This window comes from Lacrimispora brassicae, assembly GCF_054772055.1.
In genome coordinates this window covers 1-22,283 of record NZ_BRYH01000027.1, presented here as the reverse complement: position 1 = coordinate 22,283, position 22,283 = coordinate 1, and the positions used below count along the sequence as shown (strand labels likewise).

Annotated in this window: 25 protein-coding genes and 1 pseudogene; 1 reads left to right on the top strand and 25 read right to left on the bottom strand. The window is 49.5% G+C overall.

The window, feature by feature from the left end; genetic code table 11:
• Positions 1 to 4 precede the first annotated feature (4 nt).
• The 25 genes and pseudogenes from ACYVD3_RS14005 to ACYVD3_RS13885 form a co-directional block, all read right to left on the bottom strand.
• Entirely contained in the window at positions 5 to 1,708 is a 1,704-nt protein-coding gene (locus tag ACYVD3_RS14005) for a hypothetical protein (RefSeq protein ID WP_045093665.1), read from the bottom strand.
• Positions 1,709 to 1,780: 72 nt separating this feature from the next.
• The gene (locus tag ACYVD3_RS14000; RefSeq protein ID WP_045093666.1) at positions 1,781 to 2,365 is read right to left on the bottom strand and encodes a DUF6550 family protein; all 585 of its coding nucleotides are present in this window, start codon (positions 2,363 to 2,365) and stop codon (positions 1,781 to 1,783) included.
• A 99-nt stretch (positions 2,366 to 2,464) separates the two neighbouring features.
• Positions 2,465 to 3,022, bottom strand: a complete 558-nt coding sequence (locus ACYVD3_RS13995) for a hypothetical protein (protein ID WP_460643129.1) — start codon at positions 3,020 to 3,022, stop codon at positions 2,465 to 2,467.
• The gene (locus ACYVD3_RS13990) at positions 3,013 to 3,411 is read right to left on the bottom strand and encodes a DUF4320 family protein (protein ID WP_460643128.1); all 399 of its coding nucleotides are present in this window, start codon (positions 3,409 to 3,411) and stop codon (positions 3,013 to 3,015) included. Before ACYVD3_RS13990 ends, ACYVD3_RS13995 begins: the two co-directional genes overlap by 10 nt.
• Entirely contained in the window at positions 3,405 to 4,064 is a 660-nt protein-coding gene (locus ACYVD3_RS13985; protein WP_052665842.1) for a hypothetical protein, read from the bottom strand. Before ACYVD3_RS13985 ends, ACYVD3_RS13990 begins: the two co-directional genes overlap by 7 nt.
• 15 nt (positions 4,065 to 4,079) lie before the next feature.
• Positions 4,080 to 4,952 carry a hypothetical protein gene (locus ACYVD3_RS13980; RefSeq protein WP_045093668.1) on the bottom strand — a complete coding sequence of 291 codons (873 nt, stop codon included), beginning with the start codon at positions 4,950 to 4,952 and terminating at the stop codon, positions 4,080 to 4,082.
• 5 nt (positions 4,953 to 4,957) lie between these two features.
• Complete coding sequence (locus ACYVD3_RS13975; RefSeq protein ID WP_045093669.1) at positions 4,958 to 5,887, bottom strand: type II secretion system F family protein; 930 nt, start codon at positions 5,885 to 5,887, stop codon at positions 4,958 to 4,960.
• On the bottom strand, positions 5,884 to 7,257 hold the full coding sequence (locus ACYVD3_RS13970; protein WP_460643197.1) for an ATPase, T2SS/T4P/T4SS family: 1,374 nt from the start codon (positions 7,255 to 7,257) through the stop codon (positions 5,884 to 5,886). The genes ACYVD3_RS13975 and ACYVD3_RS13970 overlap by 4 nt, the downstream gene beginning before the upstream one ends.
• Positions 7,258 to 7,307: 50 nt before the next feature.
• Positions 7,308 to 8,120 (bottom strand): AAA family ATPase, encoded by an 813-nt coding sequence (locus tag ACYVD3_RS13965; protein ID WP_045092432.1) that lies wholly within the window; start codon positions 8,118 to 8,120, stop codon positions 7,308 to 7,310.
• Between the two features lies 1 nt (position 8,121).
• On the bottom strand, positions 8,122 to 8,949 hold the full coding sequence (cpaB, locus tag ACYVD3_RS13960; RefSeq protein WP_045092431.1) for a Flp pilus assembly protein CpaB: 828 nt from the start codon (positions 8,947 to 8,949) through the stop codon (positions 8,122 to 8,124).
• Positions 8,950 to 9,104: 155 nt separating this feature from the next.
• Positions 9,105 to 9,545 carry an A24 family peptidase gene (locus tag ACYVD3_RS13955; protein WP_460643127.1) on the bottom strand — a complete coding sequence of 147 codons (441 nt, stop codon included), beginning with the start codon at positions 9,543 to 9,545 and terminating at the stop codon, positions 9,105 to 9,107.
• Positions 9,520 to 9,750: a DUF6133 family protein gene (locus ACYVD3_RS13950; RefSeq protein ID WP_024345959.1), complete on the bottom strand. Its 231-nt coding sequence runs from the start codon at positions 9,748 to 9,750 to the stop codon at positions 9,520 to 9,522. Before ACYVD3_RS13950 ends, ACYVD3_RS13955 begins: the two co-directional genes overlap by 26 nt.
• A 63-nt stretch (positions 9,751 to 9,813) precedes the next feature.
• Positions 9,814 to 10,209: a SpoVG family protein gene (locus ACYVD3_RS13945; protein ID WP_045092429.1), complete on the bottom strand. Its 396-nt coding sequence runs from the start codon at positions 10,207 to 10,209 to the stop codon at positions 9,814 to 9,816.
• A complete protein-coding gene (locus ACYVD3_RS13940) occupies positions 10,202 to 10,537 on the bottom strand; it encodes a SpoVG family protein (RefSeq protein ID WP_045092428.1) in 336 nt (111 codons plus the stop codon). Before ACYVD3_RS13940 ends, ACYVD3_RS13945 begins: the two co-directional genes overlap by 8 nt.
• 59 nt (positions 10,538 to 10,596) lie before the next feature.
• A complete protein-coding gene (locus ACYVD3_RS13935; protein WP_045092427.1) occupies positions 10,597 to 11,157 on the bottom strand; it encodes a YodL domain-containing protein in 561 nt (186 codons plus the stop codon).
• Positions 11,158 to 11,187: 30 nt separating this feature from the next.
• Positions 11,188 to 15,231: an S-layer homology domain-containing protein gene (locus ACYVD3_RS13930; RefSeq protein WP_460643126.1), complete on the bottom strand. Its 4,044-nt coding sequence runs from the start codon at positions 15,229 to 15,231 to the stop codon at positions 11,188 to 11,190.
• Between the two features lie 52 nt (positions 15,232 to 15,283).
• Positions 15,284 to 15,871: a hypothetical protein gene (locus ACYVD3_RS13925; protein WP_045092443.1), complete on the bottom strand. Its 588-nt coding sequence runs from the start codon at positions 15,869 to 15,871 to the stop codon at positions 15,284 to 15,286.
• Positions 15,872 to 15,874: 3 nt separating this feature from the next.
• Positions 15,875 to 16,159 carry an AbrB/MazE/SpoVT family DNA-binding domain-containing protein gene (locus ACYVD3_RS13920; protein WP_045092425.1) on the bottom strand — a complete coding sequence of 95 codons (285 nt, stop codon included), beginning with the start codon at positions 16,157 to 16,159 and terminating at the stop codon, positions 15,875 to 15,877.
• Positions 16,156 to 16,593, bottom strand: a complete 438-nt coding sequence (locus ACYVD3_RS13915) for a hypothetical protein (protein WP_045092424.1) — start codon at positions 16,591 to 16,593, stop codon at positions 16,156 to 16,158. The genes ACYVD3_RS13920 and ACYVD3_RS13915 overlap by 4 nt, the downstream gene beginning before the upstream one ends.
• Before the next feature lie 42 nt (positions 16,594 to 16,635).
• The gene (locus ACYVD3_RS13910) at positions 16,636 to 17,565 is read right to left on the bottom strand and encodes a DNA adenine methylase (protein ID WP_045092423.1); all 930 of its coding nucleotides are present in this window, start codon (positions 17,563 to 17,565) and stop codon (positions 16,636 to 16,638) included.
• 4 nt (positions 17,566 to 17,569) lie between these two features.
• A complete protein-coding gene (locus tag ACYVD3_RS13905; RefSeq protein ID WP_045092422.1) occupies positions 17,570 to 17,773 on the bottom strand; it encodes a hypothetical protein in 204 nt (67 codons plus the stop codon).
• Positions 17,774 to 17,914: 141 nt separating this feature from the next.
• A complete protein-coding gene (locus tag ACYVD3_RS13900) occupies positions 17,915 to 18,241 on the bottom strand; it encodes a hypothetical protein (protein ID WP_033165225.1) in 327 nt (108 codons plus the stop codon).
• Positions 18,242 to 18,641: 400 nt separating this feature from the next.
• A pseudogene (gene rlmD, locus ACYVD3_RS13895) lies at positions 18,642 to 19,802 on the bottom strand (23S rRNA (uracil(1939)-C(5))-methyltransferase RlmD); the annotation flags it as partial.
• Entirely contained in the window at positions 19,700 to 21,058 is a 1,359-nt protein-coding gene (locus tag ACYVD3_RS13890) for a hypothetical protein (protein ID WP_460643125.1), read from the bottom strand. The pseudogene rlmD and the gene ACYVD3_RS13890, both read right to left, overlap by 103 nt.
• Positions 21,059 to 21,214: 156 nt before the next feature.
• Positions 21,215 to 21,358 carry a hypothetical protein gene (locus ACYVD3_RS13885; protein ID WP_460643124.1) on the bottom strand — a complete coding sequence of 48 codons (144 nt, stop codon included), beginning with the start codon at positions 21,356 to 21,358 and terminating at the stop codon, positions 21,215 to 21,217.
• Positions 21,359 to 21,457: 99 nt separating this feature from the next.
• On the opposite strand from ACYVD3_RS13885, the gene ACYVD3_RS13880 reads away from it, so the two are divergent.
• Positions 21,458 to 22,039, top strand: coding sequence for a prolyl-tRNA synthetase associated domain-containing protein (locus ACYVD3_RS13880; RefSeq protein ID WP_460643123.1), 582 nt, complete (start codon positions 21,458 to 21,460; stop codon positions 22,037 to 22,039).
• The last annotated feature ends 244 nt before the right edge of the window (positions 22,040 to 22,283 follow it).

Below are 22,283 nucleotides of genomic sequence, written 5' to 3'. Positions count from 1 at the left end.
CCTCTCAGTCCGGTTTGACAGGCGCAATGTGCCAGTCATCCCAAACGCTTCCCTGGATGTTTACTGAGTCGGTCAGATTCATAGAAAGCATTCCCGAAGGTGTCCAGCAATCTATCAGCCATGTGTAGGGAGTATAGCTTCCATTCGGCATCCATACGGGGGTGAAGTGCGTTCTGCGTTTGTAGGTAGAATACTTATTAGAGGCAAATTCAAACTTGGAGCTATAGCCGGATTGGGTACGCTCTAAAAGCCGCCAGTACGTCTGATACTGGAACTCTGGAAAATAGGTGACTGCATTTTGTGCATCGGTCACTGCAGAGGATTGATTGGTACTGACATTAGCAGTGGTGCTTTGATTAATGCCATAACCGCTTCCCATGGTTTTTCCCGAGGCGGTCGGTACCTTTGAATCGGGAGTGATGCTTATAGATGCGGAAAGACTGGCATGGTATGCGTCCCAATCGAACTCCCACCATCCTTCGTCTTCCCACCAGCCATCCTCATCGTCGTCACCGCTGTGCCAGACCCAATATTCATGCCACCACGGGCGCCAGACACCCCAAGAGGCCGAGGTATTCTGTTCCTTACTCGGCACGGATGGTTTGGTATAGCCGTCGTTCCGGTCATCTGCCACAGGATTGGGCGGATCATTGCCGGATAGATCAACGATTTTAGCTGTAATGGTGCCCTTGCTGGCAGAACCGCTGCCTGATACTGACACATTAATGGTCATGGTCTGTGGTGTGGAGGGTGTCCTCCAGCGCACCCATACCAGTTGGCTGTCTCCCTCTGGGTAGTACACGCCACTGACGGTATAGGTTCTGCCTCCTATGTTAAATCGTACTGTTACCGGATGGTCAGGATCGGACTGTCCACCGCGGACGGTGACTGAGGTGATGACATCGGTATTAACGCGGTACTCATAATCCCATGCAGTCACTTCGGGTTGTTCGTTCGGTTTTTCCTTAAACCTGACAACACCAATTCCGAGAGACGAAATGATATCAACATTAGAGGCCGATGATGATCTTGAGCCTGACCATGCGGGATAACCGAGATCCGATACCTCTAAAAACATTGCTAAGGGCAAGTTTTTGTGGCTAAGCGAAACCATCTTGCTTCGCAGTCCACCACCCAGCTGCTGATCGTAGAGAGCCGCTTCAGTTGCTGTCATTGCCATCTTCATTCCCTGGAAAGTCATGTATGCAATAGGCTCCAACATAAGTTTGTAATTGCCATTTATAAGCACATCATAATCCATACCTGTGACTTGAGCAATATACCGGATAACAAGTTCATCTGTAAAGTAACTTTTAATTTGTTCAATACTTGCCTGTCCGCTGCCTGAACTAATGATACGTGGCAAAGCCTTACCGGGATTACTGTATGTGTATCCACCCATTTTAACCGATAGACTACTACCGCTGTTATACTGTATCTTGCTCACTTTTCCAAAATGAACAAGACTATTTGGCTGCGTTTTATTTGTAAAATCCACGGGAGTGGTGACTGTAATTCTATCTTCTGCTCTGACTACTGTGATACGGACTCCTTCATTCCCAGAATTCCAATAGTTTTCACTGGTGCCACTACCCATTCCACCGCCTCCATGGTCAATGTTTCCTTCTCCTTCGGCGTAGGCGGTAATGGGTGAAAATACAGAAATCAGAATCACCAATATAAGAAAAAAGCTAAGATATCGTTTCATATGATACCTCCTAAAACAGTGAAAGCACCGGAAAATCCGGTGCTTTCACAAGAATTATTTTATACTATAGTGCTAATCCATCTCTCCTACTTTATTTCCAGTAAGCTCGTCATCATCATTGCCTACTTTTGTTCCAACATTCTCACCACTGTTATCTACCCAGCCAAAACCAGGTACCCACATCTGCCCCTTATCATTTATAGTGCCTGCAGCCGGTTCCTGCGGTGTTGTCTTTACCGTGCCCTCCGTCTTATTCTCGGAAGTCTTACTTGGGTTAACAGTAGGATTTTCTTCCTTTGAAGTCGAAACTTCCGTTTTAGGTTCCTCTGTAGGAGCAGGTGGTTTCGTAGGCTCTGCCTGGATGCTCTGCTCGGTACCGGTTGATTTTCCAGTATCCGCGCCCTCTGCCACAGCCGGCGTTTCTGTCGGATCAATTGATGGTACGCTGATCTTCGGCGTTTCCGAAGGCAGCGTGGAAGGGTCAGGAATATCTACACTGGGGGTGACCTCACTGGACACCGCCTGCGTTGGCAGTATCTCCGGTTCGTTGAGAACCTCTGTTTTAAACTGTGAGGCAATTGCTATTACAAGGGCGATGCTCACAACACCGAGTCCTGCAACTGTAAGTCTGCGTTTTGTTTTTTCTGTCAGTTTCATGTAGGATGACCTCCTTTTCGTGAATGGTTGATGGTATGTTTTTCAATGACACACCATACTACATAAGTTTTCGGAAGTCTATGGATAATCCGAAAACAGCTAAAATAAAGGCATATATTTCGCCTGCGTTTTGAGGTTAATCACCATCGGCGGAAGCAGCTTGCCCCCAAACCGTACCGGAACCTCCAATCGGATCACTGCATCAGCCAGAAATCCACGGCTGTTGTTTGGGCTGCCCGGTGCCAGCGGCATATTTTCTAAGTTTACAGATAGTCGTGAGAGTTTGAATTCCAAGCCATCTCCGGCATATTTCACATGATATCCGCCTTCGTAGCGCAGCCCCAATAGCTCGTCCAGATACCCATAGATGTCGCCGTAGTCAAGGCTTTCCTCAAATTCGTCTGCAGATGGCATATACGCTCCGGCGTAGCCCTCACGGACACCGTGATATACATCGTCATAGCTGTCGTTCACGGTGGAAATTACTGCGGATTGAACCGCGTCCCGGACGCCCTGGGCAATGATCGCCAGTCGGATATACTCGGCGGCTCCGCACAGCACCATCAGCAGCACCAACGCTACTGCAATAATTAAGGGAAACGAGGTTCCTTTGTTATCTTTCAGAATAGCATATTTTTTTCCATTTGTCACTTCCAATACACCTCGCTTTTCCCGCTGGCCTGTGCTTTCAGTGTGACAGGGAAACTCCCGAAGCCACCAAATAATCCGAGATCTGTCTGCACGGTTACCGTCACGGTAAATTCCTGATTCAGTTGAATTTTCCCGCTTCTCGACCATGAGATATCGGGATTAAGCCCGGTCTTTTGGGTCAGTACCTGTGCCCGCAGGGTGGTTTCATTTCCCACACGTCCGGCGATTTCCGCTTCCCGGCACAGCTCGGCGGCATAGGTGTCCAGCTTATTCTTTGTAACGAATACAGGCAGGACGCTGACTGCCACCGCGATGACCAGCATCATGCACAGCACCAGCACGGCTACGTCAATATAACCTTCACCGCGTCTGTTTTTCAGAATTTTCTTCAGCACAGGGTCACCCCCTCCATGGGAGTCTGCTCCTGCTCCATATCCATTTCATGAATGTAATCACTGAGCAGATGCCATGCACCATCACTGAAACGGGCATTTACAACCTCCTGTTCCAGCAGCTCTTCTGCAGGAATTTCCACTGCATACTCCGGGCTTCCCGGATGCCCCTTCGTGCTCTGCCCATCCAGCAGAAGTTGTGCCTTTTCCGGTGTCAGATACACATATCCGCCTGGCGTCATCATATCATAGGCAACGCCTTGGTGCTTTTCAATGAACTCCCGAACAGTTACAGGGCGATCCCGGTTGGTGGACGGTTCTGCGCCTTTTGACAATGCATAGAGGTTTTCTGTATCCTGGCTGTCCATTACCGCCCATAGCACATGGGAGAAATCCTCATCATGCACCATCTCCATACCGTTCTCTGCTATCCATCTATCCCGCACGACCTCCAGTGGATTTTCAAAACGCAGAAGCCATGCGGCCTGCTGCTCATCCACACGTCCCATGAGGTGTTCTTTTGTCATCTGAACCGCATAGATTTCCTCCGCTTTACCAATCAGTTCCTCCGGTGAAAGTCCCGACCATTCTGCGGTAAAGGCATTGTAATTCTCCTGCAGGCGGCCAAACAGCAGGACTTGATATTTGTTTTCCAAAGTTACACCTCCAATCTAAAACATTGTTTCAAGTGAATTTAAAATCTCCACGGCGATGATGGCGAGATAGGTAAAAAGAAAGCACATCAGCATAATAAAGGAGAATACTCGGATTTTCGGCGGGATCTTCTGTGCCTGCCCCTTGAGTCTCTGAAGCTCCAGCGCTTTAAAATCATGAGCCAGCATCTGAAAATATACAGCACTGTCATCCCCGCGCAGTACGCCAATGAGACCTCTGACCACATCAGAGAGCATGGGAGAATTAAGCCTTGACTCAAATCGGGTCAGCGCCGCTTCATAGCTGGAGGAGCGCATGTCGGCGGTCAGAACATCCAGCTCATGGGCAAAGGCAGGTCCGGCATTCTTCTTGTAGGTTTCAATCATCGCCAGCACATCCCGGCTGGCCTTTAGGGTCTGCTCAATGGTTGCCACAAATCGGGGGAGCTCACCTTCTACCTGCTCCCGCTTCTCCCGAAGCTGCTCGTCAGCACGTTTCGTTTCCTGAAAATAGGTCAGTACTGCCAGAATCAACAGTACCGGAGCCAGCAGCGGAAGCAGGAACAGGCACGGTAACGCACCAAGTGCAATGGCTCCGGATTTGGTAATGGCATAGGCCGTATACACCTCCGGTGTCATGGAAATGCCGGAAGCCTTCAGGATATTTGCCATCCGGCTGCGCTTGTACTCATCCATCCGGATGTATTTCGAGAGCTTTACGGCACCTGTCATCAGCCACGCTTCCACTGTTTTAGCAGCTTTCTTATTTTCCTTGCCGGCACCCAGCATGGCCTTTCCGGCCCCCATGGCGGGAAGCTTTAGCACATCCGCCAATATCAGAAATAACCCCGCGGCAATTAGGATTCCGGTAAAAAACAACTGTGTCATCATCCCGGTCACCTCCTGTACTCAATGGGCTTGGTTAGCCGTATCACAAATGCCGCAGAAATAAAGATAGCGGCAGCGCAAATTGCCAGAATGATCTGCCCCACCATAGTGTGCATCAGCGTATGATACCAGTCCCGGTTCAGCATGTACATAATGGGGATATTGCCCACCACCAGCATCGCCATGATGATAAATTCCTTGCGGGGCTCTGATACCAGATACTCAAGCTCCGCATTGACAATCCGCATATCGCTGAGCTTTGAGACAATAGGCGTCAGCGTGGTTTTTAGGCTTCTGTCATAACGGCAGGAGCTGATGGCATCCACCCATTCATGAAACACATCGTTCTGGATCTTGGGCTTCATGGCATGGAGTGCCGCTTCCACATCTGGGTCAATGAGCTGGGTTTGTGCCAGAAATTCTGTAAACACGTTTTTTACCGGCGGGTTCAAATACTGTACGCTTTCCTCCACGGCGGTGAGGATGTCCTCATTTCTTAAGTAAGATGTGGTAATGATGGAGAGCGCGGTTTCCAGCTCAGCCGCCACCGCCTTTTTGTAATGGGACGCCGTCAGTCGGATGTACCAGAAGGGCAGAAACATCAGCCCCGCCGCCAGCACTGGCACCAGAAACACATTGTTTAGCAGAATAGCAAAGGCCGCCCCTGCCGCGAAAAGTAACAGCGACACCGCGCACACCATGGAAAAGCGGCTTGCGCGTCCGGTGAGCTTTAAAATCTCCTGCACTTCAATTATCTCCCGGCGTAGAAAACGAGTCTTTTTCCGGTTCGTGCTTTCGTTGATCTGCGCACGAATGCTTTGATCCTTTCGGGTCAGAAACCCGAACAGGCCATCTGTAAATTCCAGAGGGGAAAGGCCGAGGATGAGAAAAGCGCCTGCAATCAAACCGATGCAGGCGATTAAAAGGATTCCTGTCATGCGGCACCTCCCATCGCAAGAATGCGCTTCAAGGTACTTTGCGGCATGCCGTTCTCCAGCAGCCTTCTCTGCAGACTCCCTGAGATGCCCTGTACGATCTCATGGTGTCCTGTAATGATGAATTTACCGTTATCCATACGGTTTTCGGTAATGTGGTACTGGAACAGCGGTCGGAAGTTTCTTGTGCCGTCCGGCAGGATCTCGCATTCCATAATTTCCATCACGCGGCGGGCCTTATTCTCAAGCTGCTTGCAGAACACCACAAGGGGATAGGCTTCTGTCACATACGCCATGAGGGTTTCATCAGACATATCCACCGCGCGTTTGCACAGGGATACCATCCTGCGCCATGTGGCTTCGCAGGAATTGGAATGGATGGTGGTCAACACTGTGATACCGGTTCGAGCGGCTTCCTGGGCCGCGTTTGCCTCAGCGCTTCGCATTTCGCCCACCACTACATAATCCGGGTTAAAGCGCAGGGACATATCCAGCAGACTGGTCTGCGTAATCCGCTGCCTTTCATTTTCACTGTCGCGGGTCAGCGTATGGATGACGCTGTTTACGACTTGCCCATCTTGGCGCCTTACCAATGCAAGCTCGCGGGAGCCGTTCTCAATGGTAAAGATACGCTTTCCATCAGGTATGGTGGTCAGAAGCCAGCCTGCCAGCGTAGTCTTGCCAGAGCTGGTGGCTCCTGCCACACAGGTGGAAACCCCGTACCGCAGGCATTCCGATAAAAAGTCCAGCATTGGCTCGGTAGCTGTCCCACCTCTGGTAAAGTCATCCTTTTGCATGGACTGCGGGTTTACAATACGGATAGATGCGGCAACTCCGACATCTTCATCTACCACCGGTGACTTAAGGACCGCAATACGGATATTCTTGCTTAAATGTCCAAGTGCAGTAGGGCTGGCGTTATCCAACACCATGCCGGATACATGCAGCATACGGCGTACCACATTGATCGCGTGTTCGGGACTTTCAAAGTGTTCCTCCAGCTTTCTCGTGATACCATTGCTGTACTGCACCTCCACGTCATCCCAGGCGTTCACATCAATTTCCTCAATGCCCTCCCCGAAGATGTACTTGGTCAGGAAGGAAAATTCGGCCATTTCAGTATAAAGCGCGTCAGTGAGCTGGTTCTCGGTCATTCCCGCCACTGCTACCCGATTATCCTGCAGGTACTTGGCAATGTAGCGCTTGATCTGCTCCTTTCGTTCACCATTGCTGCCATCTGTAATGAGTCCCGCATATTGGGAGGAAATGTGGGCCTGAACCTCCCGCAGGACTGCGGCAAATTCACGGGTATTTGAGGATGAAAAAAACAGGCTCTGAGAGCCTGCCGCAGTTTGTGTCTTATCTATTTTCATGACCGGAGCAGATACCAGTTGTTGGTCTGCATTTCCAGGCTTCTTTCGGCTCATACACCAAACACCTCCTTTGCTATTTTTTCAATCTCCTTGCGAAAACCCCGGCTGTCCTTGAGGCTCAGCTCCCCAAACAGATTTCCGCACAGAGCGAGATTCTCCAGCTCATAGGAATGAGGAAGCTGAAACACCACATTGCCCAGCACCTGTTCAATATGCTCTCCTGCCTGATTGGAGCGTACATTGGATGCCACCTTATACTGCTTATCTGCATCCCATTTCTGATCCTTCAGCAGGGGCAGCTGGCTGGATAGGTAGCTGATGGATTTTAAGTCGCAGTTTACCAGACGAAGAACGGAGTCCGCCTCCAGAAGAGAAACTGCCGACAGAATGTCGTGAGCAATATAGCTGCCACAGTCGACGATGATGTAGGGTGCGATATCCCGTAGGTGGTCGATCAACTCTGCCGCCAGCTCCTGGCTGTAGGGCGGATAGGTGAAGACATTTTCGCCCTTGAGCATACCGATCATGGTCAGGTTGCCGATTTTCTTATGGGTCACACAGTTCTGTTCAATGAGCAGATCACTTACATGGGTGGCGGCAAGGATACTGCCAAGAGAGCGTTCGCACTCCAAGTCACCAGGTGGGCAGATGCAGGGAAGCATGGGGGCGGTCATATCACACAGCAGCAATGCCACGTTCTTTTTATGTTCGGCAAGGTACTTGGCAAGACGCACACTGACGGTGGTCTTTCCACTGCCGGGGCTGCCCCATACTGCCAGCACCTGAACATCCTGTTTCGGTTCCTCCGGCAGGGTTTCCTTTTTATCTCGGGAGAAAAGGCTTCCCTTCATAAAGTTCAGCATGTTATTCACCTCCTGCTTCAGTGGCAGGAGCCTCCGTTTTAGCAGATGGTTCTGTGCCGGAAGGCTGTGATGCCTGAGTATCGCCCGATGCTGTCAGTATGGGATACAGCTTGGCGATAACCTCATCCTGCAGATCCGTAAACTGAACGGCATTTTCCTTGGAACCTCTGAAAACGAGAGAAAGGTGGAGCTTTCCGTCCGATTCCAGCGCTGCAAGGATTTTTGCTTGTTCGGGCGATACCAGCAGTGTCACCGTAGAGGGAAGCTCCTTTTCATCCTCATCCTCTGAAATCTCTCCGGTGTCTGTGTCATACCCGGTGCTGGCCGTGACGCCGATCACCTCTACATACGTCAGTTCTGGGGGGATGACTGTGGCGCCTTGTTTTTTATAGTCCGGTGCAATGACCGAGACAATATCGCCTGAGATGAGTTTGCCGGAAAGCCCCTGGGCAAAGTTTTTAATACTGACTGAAATGGCCTGCTTGTCACCATTTAAGCTGTACAGATAGGCATTTTCGGCAGCTGGAACGTCAGATAGCTTGTCGGTAAGGATATAATCTCCGGGAAACAAATCCACTTCGGCATATTTGCCGATTACTGAGTCGGTCTGGCGCAGTAAGTTCTCCGGCAGGTTATATCCGCCCACCTCCACCGTTTGCACGATATCCTTTGTGATCTGGTCACCGGCTTTGATCTCCTTTACCACCCGGACAATACTTGTTTTCTGCGATACGCTTTGGTTAAACAGCGGAGTAAGCGCAAAGCAGATGAGTAATGAAAGCGCGATGCAGAGTACCCCCAGCATCGTGCGGTTTTTCAGAAAACTCATAAAGACAATTCCTCCTTCTTTCTATTAAAATTCGGATTAGAATCAAAAAAAGCGGCGGTTTCGGAATCTGCGGATAAGCAGTGCTGTAACTGCAGCAACCGGAACAGCGACACAAGCGACAGTGAATAATGTTTTTTTCATGGGATAGCCCTCCTTCAAAATAAAAAATAGGCTGCAAGACAGCCAATGGATAGAAAAGGCGCGAGAGGGTATGCCCTTGGCACAGTCCTCCCGCGCAGTTTTTGGATTATAAAACACAGCGCATGAAACAGAAGAAGCAGGATAAGTCCTGCCGCTAACGCTGTCATTCCGTTGTAAAAGCCCAGCACCAGACCGGAAGCCGCCATGAGCTTGATATCCCCGCCACCCATGCCGCCCCATAACAGGGCAGCACTGAGCAGGACGAGGCTGGGAATCAGACCAAGCAATTTTTCCGGCGTGAAATCAAGCAGAGCGGTCAGGGCGATGCATAGGCAAAGCATGTCGGGGACGATCCGTTTGCAGATATCCCAAGCGGATACCGCAGTCAGCAGGACAATAAAAAAGCCGCCCTGCAGCAGGAGCGACGGATCAGCCACCATAATTGAACATATCAACGATACGCTGTTTTAATGTAGGTAGGACGGTCTCACCGAACAGTGCATACAATCCGGCCAGCACCAGAGCACCAATGACAACAGCCATAAGGATCTTGATTGCCGTGTCGACGAAATTTTCCCCGTCCTTTCTGCGGAGCAGAGCCTGTGCTTCCAGTGCCTTTGTAGTGAGCTTATTGCTTACCTTGGATACGAATTTTTTCATTGAAATGACCTCCATTTTATTTTATTTGGTTTTAAGTATTGGTGAATGGTTGACATGGTGAGACTACAGCCCCGCCATCTGCATGCCGGGCTGCTGCTCCGGCTGGGATGCCTGTTCCATCAGCTGTCTGCCCTGGGCCTGACTCTGTGTCAGAGCTTGCTGGTAAGCGTCAACTACCGCTTGGTTGAGCTGTTCGCGGAACTCCTTGGTGACCGGGAAGCAGATATCCTTGTACTCGCCATTGCCAGCCTTATAGCTGGGCATGGCAATGAACAGTCCTTTGGTACTGTCCACGATTTTCACGTTGCGGATGGCAAAGCAGTCATTTAGGTTGACTGATGCATACGCCCTGACATTGCCGTCCGGACGAATGGAGCCGATCTTCACGTCGATTTTCATGGGGAGTGGCTGTTCAGCGGCGGTCTGTGCTGCTTTCTGTACAGTTTGTGCTTTACTCATGAGTGATTCCTCCTTCTTCAGATTCTTCTACTTGCAGGGTCTGCTCCCCGGCCTGCAGGAGTGCCTGTCGGTATGCTTCCAGTACCGCTTCATTGATCTGCTCCCGAAGCTCTTTTACGATAGGAAAGCAAGTGTCCCGGTACTCACCGGAGGCACTTCTGCGGCTTGGCATAGCGGCAAACAGGCCAGTGGGTGTTTCGATGACCTTCACGCCCCGGACAACAAAGCAGTCTGCCAGCGTAATGGATGCAAAGGCTCTTACCCTGCCATTCAGGTGAATCGTATTGATACGGGCATCGATTTTGATGGGTGTCGATTGCTGGTTCATGTGTTTTCCTCCTTCATTTTAAGCAATAAAAAACAGCCCGATGGCTGTGTTGTTTGTAGCTACAGATTCATTTGCGGTCCCTGGATTTGTTCCTGATCCGGCGCTTGAAACGAGATTTCCTTGAAGCCGAAGGTATCACAGTAGTGAAAGGTGCTGCCATTTTTGTCATACAGCTCCAGCACATCTGACATAGATAGGCTGTGCCCCTCGTAGCCGGGTGGGTGGTCGACATTGAATTTGGTATAGAGCTCTTCCAGTGCATTGGTATCCACCTCGCCGTCATACACCACCTGGTAGCTGGCGGAGTCTGGTTCCCCGAAGCGTCTTGTAAATTCATCATAGCTGATGAATTTCATCATCACATCCGTTTCAGGTGCAATCTGCCACACACGGCAGCGCTTGAGCAGTGCAGCGTTGCCCTCTGGATCGAGGGTTCCCGCCGCCAGACGCTCGAAGGTGCCGGGTGTCCATTCCACTTCCAGTCCCTTTTTTTCTGTGAGATAGGATTTCAGCTCATCGGTTTGGAACATGGGATCGACCACGGCATTTTCCCCGGAGAGATAGCCTGCCGTGTTTCCGTAGTACAGAATGCGGTTGTTTTTAATCTGAATATTACTCATGAAAAAGTCCTCCTTTCCGGGTGTGGCTAATTACTGAAAGAAAAACTCCACACTGTAGGTAATGTTGGATTTGTTATACATGCAATCATGGTTGGTGTAGTAATAAAACTCCAGCTGACTATAGATGCCGGGGGAAAGGGAACGGCTGAAAGTGATGCCGTTGGTGGTAGTTCCGTAGTCGAGCTGATCCCACTGTCCGGTCAAGGTATTGTATCCGCGCACACGTCCGTAGTCATTGCCGGAATGCCCGGAAACAGGCGGCACGGTGAAGGTGTAATTGGTAATGGTCGCGCCGGAGATGCCCTGCTCCAGAATGACTGATTCGGGGCCTGTCAGGGTCATGCCGCCGCCGCGATTCGGGTCGGCTACAAAGAATACAATCGCTGCCCAGGGAGATTCGGCGCCGGTGGAGTCCACCGCTTTCACTCGCACCACGTTTTTCCCTAGCGGATATGCGGTACTTGTCTGCGCAGGACGGCCTTCCCAAATATAGCTGATTGCATCCCCGTCGGGGTCTGTGCTGGAGGCGGTAATGGTAATGGCAACTCCGGGAGCCACGCTGTTTCCGTTTGGTGTGCGGGCAATCACCGGGGTACTGGGTGCGGAATTACTCACAGTGAAGGTGATATTTGTCCAGTCAGAGTATAGCCCCCATGCATCTTTAGCACGAACCTTTACGGTATGAGCGCCCACGGCATAATAGCTGTCGGTAGTGTTGCCGGAGTATTCCAGAGTGACAGCATCCCCATCCGGGTCGGTAGCCGATGCAGTAATATTCACCCGCAGCTTACCATTTTGAGCCGTGCGGGTAACGGAGGCGCTTCCGGTTGGTTTGTTCGGTGCATTGTTGGTGATGGCGACATTCTGAGCATAACTGAAGATGCGCCCTGTGCTATCTGTGGTGCTGGCAGTCAGAACATAGCTGCCTGTGGCGCTGATGGTAATATTGCCGCCACTGTTTACGAGACTTCCGGTATAGGATGCCGGACTGCCGCCCTTGGTCAGGGACCATACAAGATTTCTACTATCCAGTCCGGTGGCTGCCGGCAGGGATACATTAAAACCGGAGCCGATATGAACGGAGGACGGCACGGTAAACGGGAAGCTGGCAAGAGGCTTGATTGTTCCTGCATTTGAAACAAAAGTAAACTTGCGGCCGTTTGTATCTGTTGCTTCTACAATCATCTTCACGGTGATTGTCTTGTTGGTAGAGGTATGCAGATTTCCACCATTCTTGGTCAGAGCACCTGTTGCATACTCGGTATAAGGTCTGGCGGCTCCGCCATCAATAGAAAGAAGCCATGCCATATCCATTTCCGCAAGCTCCGAGCCCGAAGCGGTAACCGCCATGGAGTCCCCGCTGTAGGTCAATGCAGGAACGCTGATGCTCATGGTCGGGATAGGATAGACAGTAAAATCCCGGCTTTTTTCATAGGTGCGGCCGGCAGGGTCTGTCATGGTCAGAACCAGCTGATAGGTTCCCTTTGCAGAAAAAGTAAGGGAGCCACCTTCTTCTGTCAAGGAACCAGAGGCATAGGAGGCATAAGGCTTGGCTTCGCCTGCGTCCTTGCTGATTGTCCAGTTAGCAGTGAGGTTCTCCAGATCCGTACCGGTGACGCTGACCGCCCCAGCTTCTCCTGCATACCATACCTGAGGTACATTCAACGTAACTGACGGTACAGGATAGACTGTTGTAGCTGCTCTGTAAGAAAATACACGGTCAAGAGCGTCTGTCATGGAAGTGGTCAGGGTGTAGGTTCCGACATCCTTAAAGCGGATTTTCCCGCCGTAAGCATTCAGACTGCCTTCCAGCGTTTCGCTAAGCTCAACCGACTCCCCATCTTTTGTAAGTACCCATTCTACCGGCAGCGTATTGTTATTGCCGCGGGTACGCAGGTCAAGGGTGCGGTCGGTATGGGTGGCATCCGGCAGCTCAAAGGAAAGGGTCAGCACTGGCAGGACTTCAATTTTTCCGCCATCCTCATACAGGAACACACGGCCGGTTTCGTCGGTAATCCGGGCAATGAGTTCATAGCTTCCTGCATGCTTGAATCGGATCGTCCCTCCGCTATTTGTAAGCGTACCGTCAAGATAAGTCGCAAGATCCTGGAATCCGAAGCTGTTCTCCAACAGCCATTCCACCTTTAAGCCATTCAATTCCACAGTTTGGGGAATCACTGACACAATGGAATCTGTATGATCGGTTCCCGGCAGCTGGTAGGTGATACCCGGTACCGGATAGACTTTAATGGGGGCAGTATAGCTGTAGCTTCTGCCTGCAGGGTCCGTAAAGGCGGCTTTCAGCATATATTCGCCCTTTTCCTTGAATCGGACTGTGCTGTCGCTACCAGTTAGAGTTCCTTCCACGTAGTCCGAGAGCGTGACCGCTTCACCATTTCGAGTCAATGACCACTGGATTTCAGCAGTCCCAAGATGTTGGAATGATGCCTGTACCTGAACACTTTTGTCGGTATGAGTGATTTCAGGAAGGTAGAAGCCAACGGAACCTACCGGGTAAATCGTAACAGCTTGCGATGCTTCAAAGGTTCTGCCTGTTTCATCGGTCAGCGTTCCGGTGAGACGGTACACGCCTTTGTCCTTGAAACGAACTTTGCCGCCTTCATCGGTCAGGGAGCCTTCCAGTTCCTCTGCGATTTCAGCCGCCTCTCCATTCTTCATAAGGCTCCAAACCACAGGCATATCATCTGCATTTAGCAGTGTGGTGGAGATTTTAAGCTCTGTATCAGTATGGGCTGCTTCAGGAAGCGCAAAGGTAATCTCTGCAACGGGATAGACTGTTGTACTTTCCGTATGGGTAAAGCTGCGGCCAGTTTCATCGGTCAGGGATGCTGTAAGTGTCTGTTGTCCGGAATTCTTGAACACAAAGGTGCCGCCCTCATTTCCAAGCGCACCATCCAGCATATCGGTAAGAGCTGTTGTTTCACCGTCTTTTTCTGCCGTCCACATGATGTCATGCCCATAAAGAGCTTCCAGCGCATAGGACAGCGTCACCGATTTGTCTGTGTGGGTGGTTTCCGGCAGGGCGAAGGTCAGGTCAATCACCGGGTAGATCGTCACCGTTTTGGATAGCACGGTTTCCTTTCCTCTGACGTTTTTCGCTGTTGCGGTCAGGGTATATTTACCCGGCTCCTTAAACTGGAGTATACCGCCCTCCAGACTGAGCGTGCCGGCATCTGTCAGTTCTTCCGGCTGCTCGGAGCCGTCCACGGCAGTTTTACTCAACGTCCATGTAAAGCTCTGCATGTATTTCCATACCGGCATGACTTTGATTTCAGTATCGGTATGTGCGGTTTCGGGAAGCTCAAAACGCACCTGCGCATCCGGGTAGGAATAGGGGCCTCCGCCGGAACTACCACCGGAGCCGCCGCCGGAGCTTCCTGAATCATCATCGTCATCCGAATTTCCGCCGGGTGTCGGTGTTGGTTTTACAGGATCGGGCGTATTAGGCGCGGGTGTTGGCTTGGGTATTTCCGGTGTGGGGGTAGGTGTTGGAAGAGGTTTCGTTTTATCAATCAGATCCTTAGCCTCACCCTTGGTAACCGGATCGTTCGGCTTCAATTTTCCGTCAGAATTTTCTCCGGTAATGCCATCCTCTTTGCCGATAATGACATAGCCCTTGTCGCCATTCTTGATGTCCTTGTCATCGTCATAGCCGCTGTGTCCCTGGGTATTTTTCGCTTCCTCATCCTTTCCGCTGATACGCACCAGCATCTTGATGATTTCAGCACGGGTGATCGGATCATCGGGATGGAAGCCATCCGGATAGTCAGCAGGGTCAATGATGCCTGCATCAATCAGCGCCTCAATGTACTTTTCCGACCAATGTCCGTCAATATCAGGGAAACTGGCCGGGTCTTTCTCCACGTCCTTTGTGTCCAGCGGGATATCCCGCACCATAATAGTAGCGAACTCACCACGGGTGAGGATCTCATCCTCCGGGATAAACAAATCGGGACGCTGTTCCATAAAAACAAAAATCCCGCCGCCGATCAGCAGCAGGAGGAGAATGAGGATGGCGATTACGCCAACCCTTCCCTTTTTCTTTTCTGCCATGAGAATACCTTCCTTTCAATTTTTTATAAAAGGAGCCAAAGTCTGCAACGCGTTACAGCTTCAGCTCCATGCCGCCATTTTGTTCCTGTTCTTTGCGATGTGCATCCAGTATCTCCTGCGTTGGATAGATGAGTTTACCATCCACCATATCAAAAACGCAGAAATCATCCCGGTCGCAGACCATGATTCGATGCTGATATTCCTTCTGCAGGTCGATGTAGTCCTGCACCTCCTTGGGGCTGCAAAGCCACACACCGGAGGTATAGCGGCCATCCGGCAGAAAGCAATAACCGCTGTACTGAGGCTCATGATTTTTCAAGTCCAGCGCTCCTGCCGGACGAATCTGTGAGAGCTGGAGTCTGGCATGGTCCGTAAGAATTTCAGGCTTTGCAATGCCGAGAATGTCACTGCGGTTCCAGCGTATCTGTTCGCCATCTGCCAGGGATACGGCAAAGACCGCACGTCCACTGGGGTTGGGCTTGCTGCCAAAGCCTCCGGTACAGAAATACAACTGATGCTCCGTACTGCGGAAGGCTTCCGGAAGTGCGTCCGCACTCAGCACCACAACCTTTCCCTCCAGTGAGATATCATATCCGGTCTGCTGGCAATCCTGTGAAGTTAAAAGCTTTTTTTCATCCACCAATTAATTCTCCTTCCTTTGCTTGAGCAACCCGGTCAGATCGGTGATGAGGCTCAACTGTGTGTCATCCGACATACGCTTGATGGCAGCGCGTACATAGGCTTCCACCGCTTCAGGGGACTGGTCGCCCACCTCGATAAGCTCCACCTTCTGAATGCTGACTGCACCCTGACGGACATTCAGCTTTACGATATCGCCGTAGTCCAGTCCGGATGCTGAGCGCATGTCCTTGGGAATCAGCACTCTGCCCTTACTGTCGATAATGCGGTATGTGTTTTTAGCATTCATACAAAGTAACCCTCCTTTCTCATAACCTCCCGAACGGTATCGGGGTGAATACCAAGCTCTTGAAAGAGCCCGGTCAGCTCCTCTGGCAGTTGATTTAAAATATCTGAGGCAAAAATGACAATGGCGCCGTCCCCACAGATGATTTCCAGAGCACTGTCGGCAGGAATTCCCGCATCCTCCAGCAGCTCTGCCGGCAGATTCAGACCGTCCTCGTCATCTGCTTCATCCTCGTCCTCCGGAGCATCCGACAAAGCGCACAATGGTACGGCAACCTCGATGCCGGATTGGGTAAGTAAAAGCAGAGGGGCTGATTCCTCCGCCTGGGATGCAAGAATGACATTGACCTGATCACCAGGTGTCAGCCCTGCGGGAATTGCAGGAAGCGTCAGAAATCCCTGGGTATCGACGACCGCTTTTGTTTTCATAATTTTCATAGAATGTTTCCTCCTTCATTAATACCCCTTGCGGGAGTTGGGTTATTGGTCAAAGAAAAGACCGGTGTCAAAAAGATTGAGCTGTGATGGCATATCCCGCAACCTTTCGCCAGTATCATAGTTGGAAATCAGCACCTCGGCGTACTCACTTCCATTGTCATAGCGCTGCGCCAGATTATTGAGACGGCTGACCGATTCGATCTGGAAGTCTTTATACAGCTCCCTGATGAATTCGCAGTCGTTATAGCTGACCAGAAATTTACCCTTGCAGGCTGTCAGCGTATCCCGCAAACGGTAATGATCCTCCTTTCTGAATTCAACAGCATAATGTCCTTCTGTCTGATAATAGGGAGGATCGCAATAAATGAAAGCATTTTCTCTGTCGTACTGTCGGATGAGGTCTTCAAAGTCCTTGTTCTCTATGACCGTATCCTTTAAACGAACATTGGCCTGCCAGAGCAGGTGAAAGGCTTTCCGGATATCAAAGGGCTGACAGCCGAAGCTGGTGCATCCGCTTCCGTAACTGTATCGAATGAGTTTATAGAAGGCGGCGGCGCGCTTCACATCATTCATGACTGCTTTCTCTGTAAGAATCTGCCGGATATCTTCATGCTCAAGTGGGGAGAGAGATCGCCCGGCAAGCTCTAACTCCTTTGCCAGATACTCACTGGTGAATTCCTGCTTCTCCAAATACCTGCGAAGCACGCCAAACTCATCTCGCCCATTCAGCGGCAGGAAGTTCAGTTCCTGAATCAGTGCAAGTGTTTGCTCCTTAGCACACCGGAACATGTTCGTTAGGTCGTAGTTAAAATCGTTGTACACCTCCATGGCGGTATCAACCGGCCGACCGAACAGCACCCAGCCCCCGCCGCCGAAAACCTCAATATACCGCCCGAACTCTTTGGGCATTCGCTGATAGATTAGTTCCCGCAGTGCTTTTTTTCCGCCTACCCAGCTGATGATGCTGTTCATTTTTTCACCTGCCTTTACTGCGGCGGTTGATGGCATCAACATCCGTTTTCATACAGGTTCCATCCGAACTCCAGCAAATGAAACCGATACGGGGATAAGGACAGCCCTCGCAACGGGAACGCTCGGCTGGCAGCGGCACGCCATAACGTTTTGGGGGACCGGTTGCTCCCGCACCCGGCTTTTCTAATGGATTTGCTTTTTGATTCATGGTTTATGCTCCTTTCGCTGAAAACAAAAAAGGCGCCGCCTTTTTCCAAAGACGACGCCTCATGTTTTCTTATTCTGTTTATCATAGTTGATTCAGGAAAAAGAAAAAGCGCCTTTCAGTTTCAGTTGAAGCCAAAAGGCGCTACATATTAAGTTGCATCCCTTGACCGGGATAGATAATAACGAGACGGGAGGCTTGTAGTTCCACCACTTCACCAGTTTCAATCATTTCACGATGCAGAGCAATCCAACTTAAATCCTCCGCACCAGCAGGTTCGGGAGGACCGTGCCCGTAACGAAAAGATTTGGCGATCACGGCGATGTACTCTGATGCACCACAGTCCTCAAGAAGCTCCGTGTATAGATTGGACCGTTGTATGTCCTCTACCTCCGGAATACCGCTCATAATTCCAGCATCGCGAATTCCTGTATTGGTTTCCAGACCAATGATAGAAAAAATTTTGCTCATGATGAATTTGACCTCCTACATTTTATATTTTCTGTGTCATAAAAAATGGGAACAAAAAAAGGCTAAGTCTGCAGGTCATTAAAGTTGACCTGAAACTTAGCCTCTTAATTTTTAACTGATAATATATTCACTTCTGCAAATCAATATAAAATTTCATTTCATAGTTGTGTAAGCTCTGAACTGTCTTGTAATTTCATCATCTTGTTATGGTCGTATGACACCCTTACGAAGAATATTATCCCGGTTTTTTTTAGCTACCTTCTCTTAACCCAAAACTATCGCATTTTCTTAAAATCATCTATGTCATCTGTGGAAGGGGCAAAAAAACGGGGTCAAAAATCGCATTTTTTGAGCTCTGAAACCAGTCGTTTTTGAGCCAAAAACCACAACATCTTGTGGTCTAACCCTTGGTTTTCTTATCTGAACCACAATACGTCATCATTATCACTGCTTCAACATGATTCGTCGAAGGAAACATATCCACCCCCCATCCCATTTTCGCCTCATACCCCCTTTTTCTAAAATACTCTAAATCCCTGACCAGTGTCTCCGGCCCGCAGGACACATAAATAACCTTTTCCGGCCTCATTTTAGCTATTGAGTCTATAAAACCTTCCGTGCTTCCACTCCTGGGAGGATCCATAAACACCACGTCTGCATGCTCTCCGCTCTCCACCATATTCACCATAAATTCCCCTGCATCATTGCAAAAAAATCTGGTATTCTTAATCTCGTTGATCTTAGCATTCCCCACGGCATCCCGCACTGCTTCCCGGTTCAATTCAACTCCAATAACTTCCTTTGCATATTTACTGGCAACAATCCCTATCGTACCGATGCCGCAATAAGCATCGATCACCCTCTCCTCACCGGTAAGTCCGGCAGCCTTAATAGCCTTATTATAGAGAACCTCAGTCTGCACCGGATTTACCTGATAAAAAGATTTAGAAGAAATACGGAAACGGAAGCCGCAGAGAATATCCTCAATATATCCCTTCCCAAATAACACATGTTCCTTATCTCCCAAGACCATGCTTGTTTCCCGGTCATTTACATTCTGTATAATCGTAGTGATCTCCGGATGCTTTTCCCGAAGCGCTTTTACAAAATTATTCTTAGATGGAAAAATCGGTGATGCAGTTACCAGAACTACCATAACCTCTTCCGTAGCAAATCCCCTTCGTATCAGTACGTGGCGCAATAACCCGTATCCTGTATCCTCATCATAAGTACGTATTTTAAAGGACTTCAGCATACCTCTTATGGTTCCGATAATCTCATCTGCCTTCTGATCCTCAATCATACAGCTTTCCACCGGAACCACGCTGTGGGAATTCGCCTCATATACGCCGGAAATAGGATTGCCCTTTTTGTCATGATCAAACACCGCATGAACCTTATTACGGTAATGATAAGGATTGTCCATTCCAATAATGGGTGCAACGGGACAATAGGGCTTCAGCAATTCTTCCAGATACTTTTGCTTCTGTTCCAGTTGTTTTTTATAAGGCATATCCAAAATTTGACAGCCTCCACACTTTCGAGATACCGGACATTTGGAAGAAGTTTTTCCACCTTCCTTATTATGCACGATGCCGTTTCGTCCACTCTTGCTGCTGTAGTTGCCGTTCCTGTCATCGTTGTTGCCACTTTTACCATCTCTGCTGCCGTTTCTGTCTCCAGTGTTACCGCTTTTTTTTTCCCTGTTGATATTCCTTCCTTCAGTGTTATCGTTTTTACCATCCCTGTTGCCATTCCTGCCTCCAGTGTTGCCACTCTCACCAGCCCTGTTGCTATTCCTGCCTCCGGTGTTGCCGCTCTTACCATACTTGTTGCTATTTCTGTCTCCAGAACTGCTGTTCTTACCATACTTGTTGCTATTTCTGTCTCCAGTGTAGCCACTCTCATCAGCCCTGTTGCTATTCCCGCCTCCGGTGTTGCCGCTCTTACCATACTTGTTGCTATTTCTGTCTCCAAAACTGCCGCTCTTACCATACTTGTTGCTATTTCTGTCTCCAGAACTACTGCTCTTACCATACTTGTTGCTATTTCTGTCTCCAGTGTAGCCACTCTCACCAGCCCTGTTGCCATTCCCGCCTCCGGTGTTGCTGCTCTTACCATACTTGTTGCCATTTCTGTCTCCAGAACTGCCGCTCTTACCATACTTGTTGCTATTTCTGTCTCCAGTGTAGCCACTCTCACCAGCCCTGTTGCTATTCTCGTCTCCGGTATTGCTGCTCTTACCATACTTATTGCTATTTTTATCTCCATAACTGCTGCTCTTACCATACTTATTGCTATTTCTATCTCCATAACTGCTGTTCTTACCATACTTGTTACTATCTCTGTCTCCAGTGCTGCCGCTCCTGCCTCCGGTGTTGCCACTCTTACCATACTTGTTGACATTTCTGTCTCCAGTGCTGCCGCTCTTACCATACTTGTTGCTATTTCTGTCTCCAGTGCTGCCATTCTCACCAGCCCTGCTGCTATTCCCGCCTCCGGTGTTGCCGCTCTTACCATACTTATTGCCATTTCTGTCTCCGCTGGTGACAACCTTACCAGCCCCACTGCTATTCCTGCCTCTAGCGTTGCCACTCTTGCCGTCGCTGATGCCATACCTACCTTCGGTGTTATCATTCCTGCCTCCGGTACTGCCATTCCTGCCGCCAGCGTTGCCACTTTTACCATTGTTAACACCATTCCGGCCGGCGTCATTGCCGCTCTTTCCGCCATTGTATCCGCTCTTGTCACTGCTCCTGCCGGCGTTGCTGCCGCTCCGGCCACCTTCCTTTTTCTTCTGTCCCCCTGTCTTCTCATTATCACTGCCTTTTACCCATCTGTCATCGCGAAATCTTTCTTTTTTCAATCTGTTATCTATCATAAGTGTAATCTACCCTTTCTGTATTTAGTCTCTTTTTATATTTTATATCTTTCTAAACTAAATCTCTTTTTATATTTTATCTCTGCCTATATCTAGTCTCTCCCCAATTCTCCCAATCTAACATCTCCACCCAATAAAATCCGGCCTCTTTCTAAAACCCAAATTATTTCTATCCCTGTTTTACTACAGGTATTCTTTCCTCTCTTTTCTCCACAGCTATTATAATACATCTCCATCTCCAAAACCACCTAAATCCTTCTACATATAAAAAATACTTGTAATATTTCCTCCCCAAGCTATAATAGATCATAAAAAGACAAAAGGAAGTGGAACACATGATTCATACAACCGATAACTTTTACCTGGATAAAACCCTTTATGACAGACGGCCTGTTGACTTGGCTGGACGTCTTCCCAAAGAAATCCGTGCCTATGACCTGCTGGATAAATTAAACATATCCTATCAGCGGGTGGATCACTCCCCACTGCCCACAATAGAAGCTTGCCAAGAGGTAGATGCGCTGTTAAAAATGGATATCTGCAAGAATCTGTTTCTCCGAAATGCTCAGAAAACCGACTTTTATCTCCTCCTGCTGCCAGGCGGAAAAAAATTCCGTACTGCCGCTCTTTCCAGGCAAATCGGCTCTGCCAGGCTTTCTTTTGCAGAGGCAGAATTCATGACTCAATTCCTGGACATTACCCCCGGCTCTGTTTCGGTCCTGGGGCTTATGAATGATAAAGACCGCCGCGTCAGGCTGCTGATCGATAAGGATGTGCTTTCTAACGAATTTTTTGGCTGCCATCCCTGTATCAATACCTCCAGCTTAAAGTTTAAAACCGCGGACCTTCTGTCCAAGATCCTCCCTGCTATTCATTGTGAATATACGCTGGTAGACTTGCCTTCCGGACAAGATTAATCTCTGTGCGCAGTTGACTTCGCCTTATTATGTCGTTGCATCGCCACGCTATATAGTTGCACCGCCATACTATATATTTGCATGTATATACTATACAGCTCCATCGCCCTACCATACAGCTCCACCGCCACACCATACAACATCACCTACACACTATACACCTACACCACCATTTTATAAAGCTGAATAGAGTAGAGAAATAATTGCTAAGAATTATTTCCCTCTCATTGAACCGTACGTACGG

Bases quoted from the DNA above. Each gene is read 5' to 3' on its own strand.
- ACYVD3_RS13950 (WP_024345959.1), bottom strand. From the start codon at position 9,750: ATGAAAAAATTCGTATCCAAGGTAAGCAATAAGCTCACTACAAAGGCA.
- ACYVD3_RS13980 (WP_045093668.1), bottom strand. From the start codon at position 4,952: ATGATGACACAGTTGTTTTTTACCGGAATCCTAATTGCCGCGGGGTTA.
- ACYVD3_RS14005 (WP_045093665.1), bottom strand. From the start codon at position 1,708: ATGAAACGATATCTTAGCTTTTTTCTTATATTGGTGATTCTGATTTCT.
- ACYVD3_RS13905 (WP_045092422.1), bottom strand. From the start codon at position 17,773: ATGAATCAAAAAGCAAATCCATTAGAAAAGCCGGGTGCGGGAGCAACC.
- ACYVD3_RS13965 (WP_045092432.1), bottom strand. From the start codon at position 8,120: ATGCTGAACTTTATGAAGGGAAGCCTTTTCTCCCGAGATAAAAAGGAA.
- cpaB (WP_045092431.1), bottom strand. From the start codon at position 8,949: ATGAGTTTTCTGAAAAACCGCACGATGCTGGGGGTACTCTGCATCGCG.
- ACYVD3_RS13880 (WP_460643123.1), top strand. From the start codon at position 21,458: ATGATTCATACAACCGATAACTTTTACCTGGATAAAACCCTTTATGAC.
- ACYVD3_RS13945 (WP_045092429.1), bottom strand. From the start codon at position 10,209: ATGAGTAAAGCACAAACTGTACAGAAAGCAGCACAGACCGCCGCTGAA.
- ACYVD3_RS13935 (WP_045092427.1), bottom strand. From the start codon at position 11,157: ATGAGTAATATTCAGATTAAAAACAACCGCATTCTGTACTACGGAAAC.
- ACYVD3_RS13910 (WP_045092423.1), bottom strand. From the start codon at position 17,565: ATGAACAGCATCATCAGCTGGGTAGGCGGAAAAAAAGCACTGCGGGAA.
- ACYVD3_RS13890 (WP_460643125.1), bottom strand. From the start codon at position 21,058: ATGAGAAGACAGGGGGACAGAAGAAAAAGGAAGGTGGCCGGAGCGGCA.
- ACYVD3_RS13885 (WP_460643124.1), bottom strand. From the start codon at position 21,358: ATGGAGATGTATTATAATAGCTGTGGAGAAAAGAGAGGAAAGAATACC.
- ACYVD3_RS14000 (WP_045093666.1), bottom strand. From the start codon at position 2,365: ATGAAACTGACAGAAAAAACAAAACGCAGACTTACAGTTGCAGGACTC.
- ACYVD3_RS13930 (WP_460643126.1), bottom strand. From the start codon at position 15,231: ATGGCAGAAAAGAAAAAGGGAAGGGTTGGCGTAATCGCCATCCTCATT.
- ACYVD3_RS13975 (WP_045093669.1), bottom strand. From the start codon at position 5,887: ATGACAGGAATCCTTTTAATCGCCTGCATCGGTTTGATTGCAGGCGCT.
- ACYVD3_RS13900 (WP_033165225.1), bottom strand. From the start codon at position 18,241: ATGAGCAAAATTTTTTCTATCATTGGTCTGGAAACCAATACAGGAATT.
- ACYVD3_RS13970 (WP_460643197.1), bottom strand. From the start codon at position 7,257: ATGAAAATAGATAAGACACAAACTGCGGCAGGCTCTCAGAGCCTGTTT.
- ACYVD3_RS13915 (WP_045092424.1), bottom strand. From the start codon at position 16,593: ATGAAAATTATGAAAACAAAAGCGGTCGTCGATACCCAGGGATTTCTG.
- ACYVD3_RS13920 (WP_045092425.1), bottom strand. From the start codon at position 16,159: ATGAATGCTAAAAACACATACCGCATTATCGACAGTAAGGGCAGAGTG.
- ACYVD3_RS13940 (WP_045092428.1), bottom strand. From the start codon at position 10,537: ATGAACCAGCAATCGACACCCATCAAAATCGATGCCCGTATCAATACG.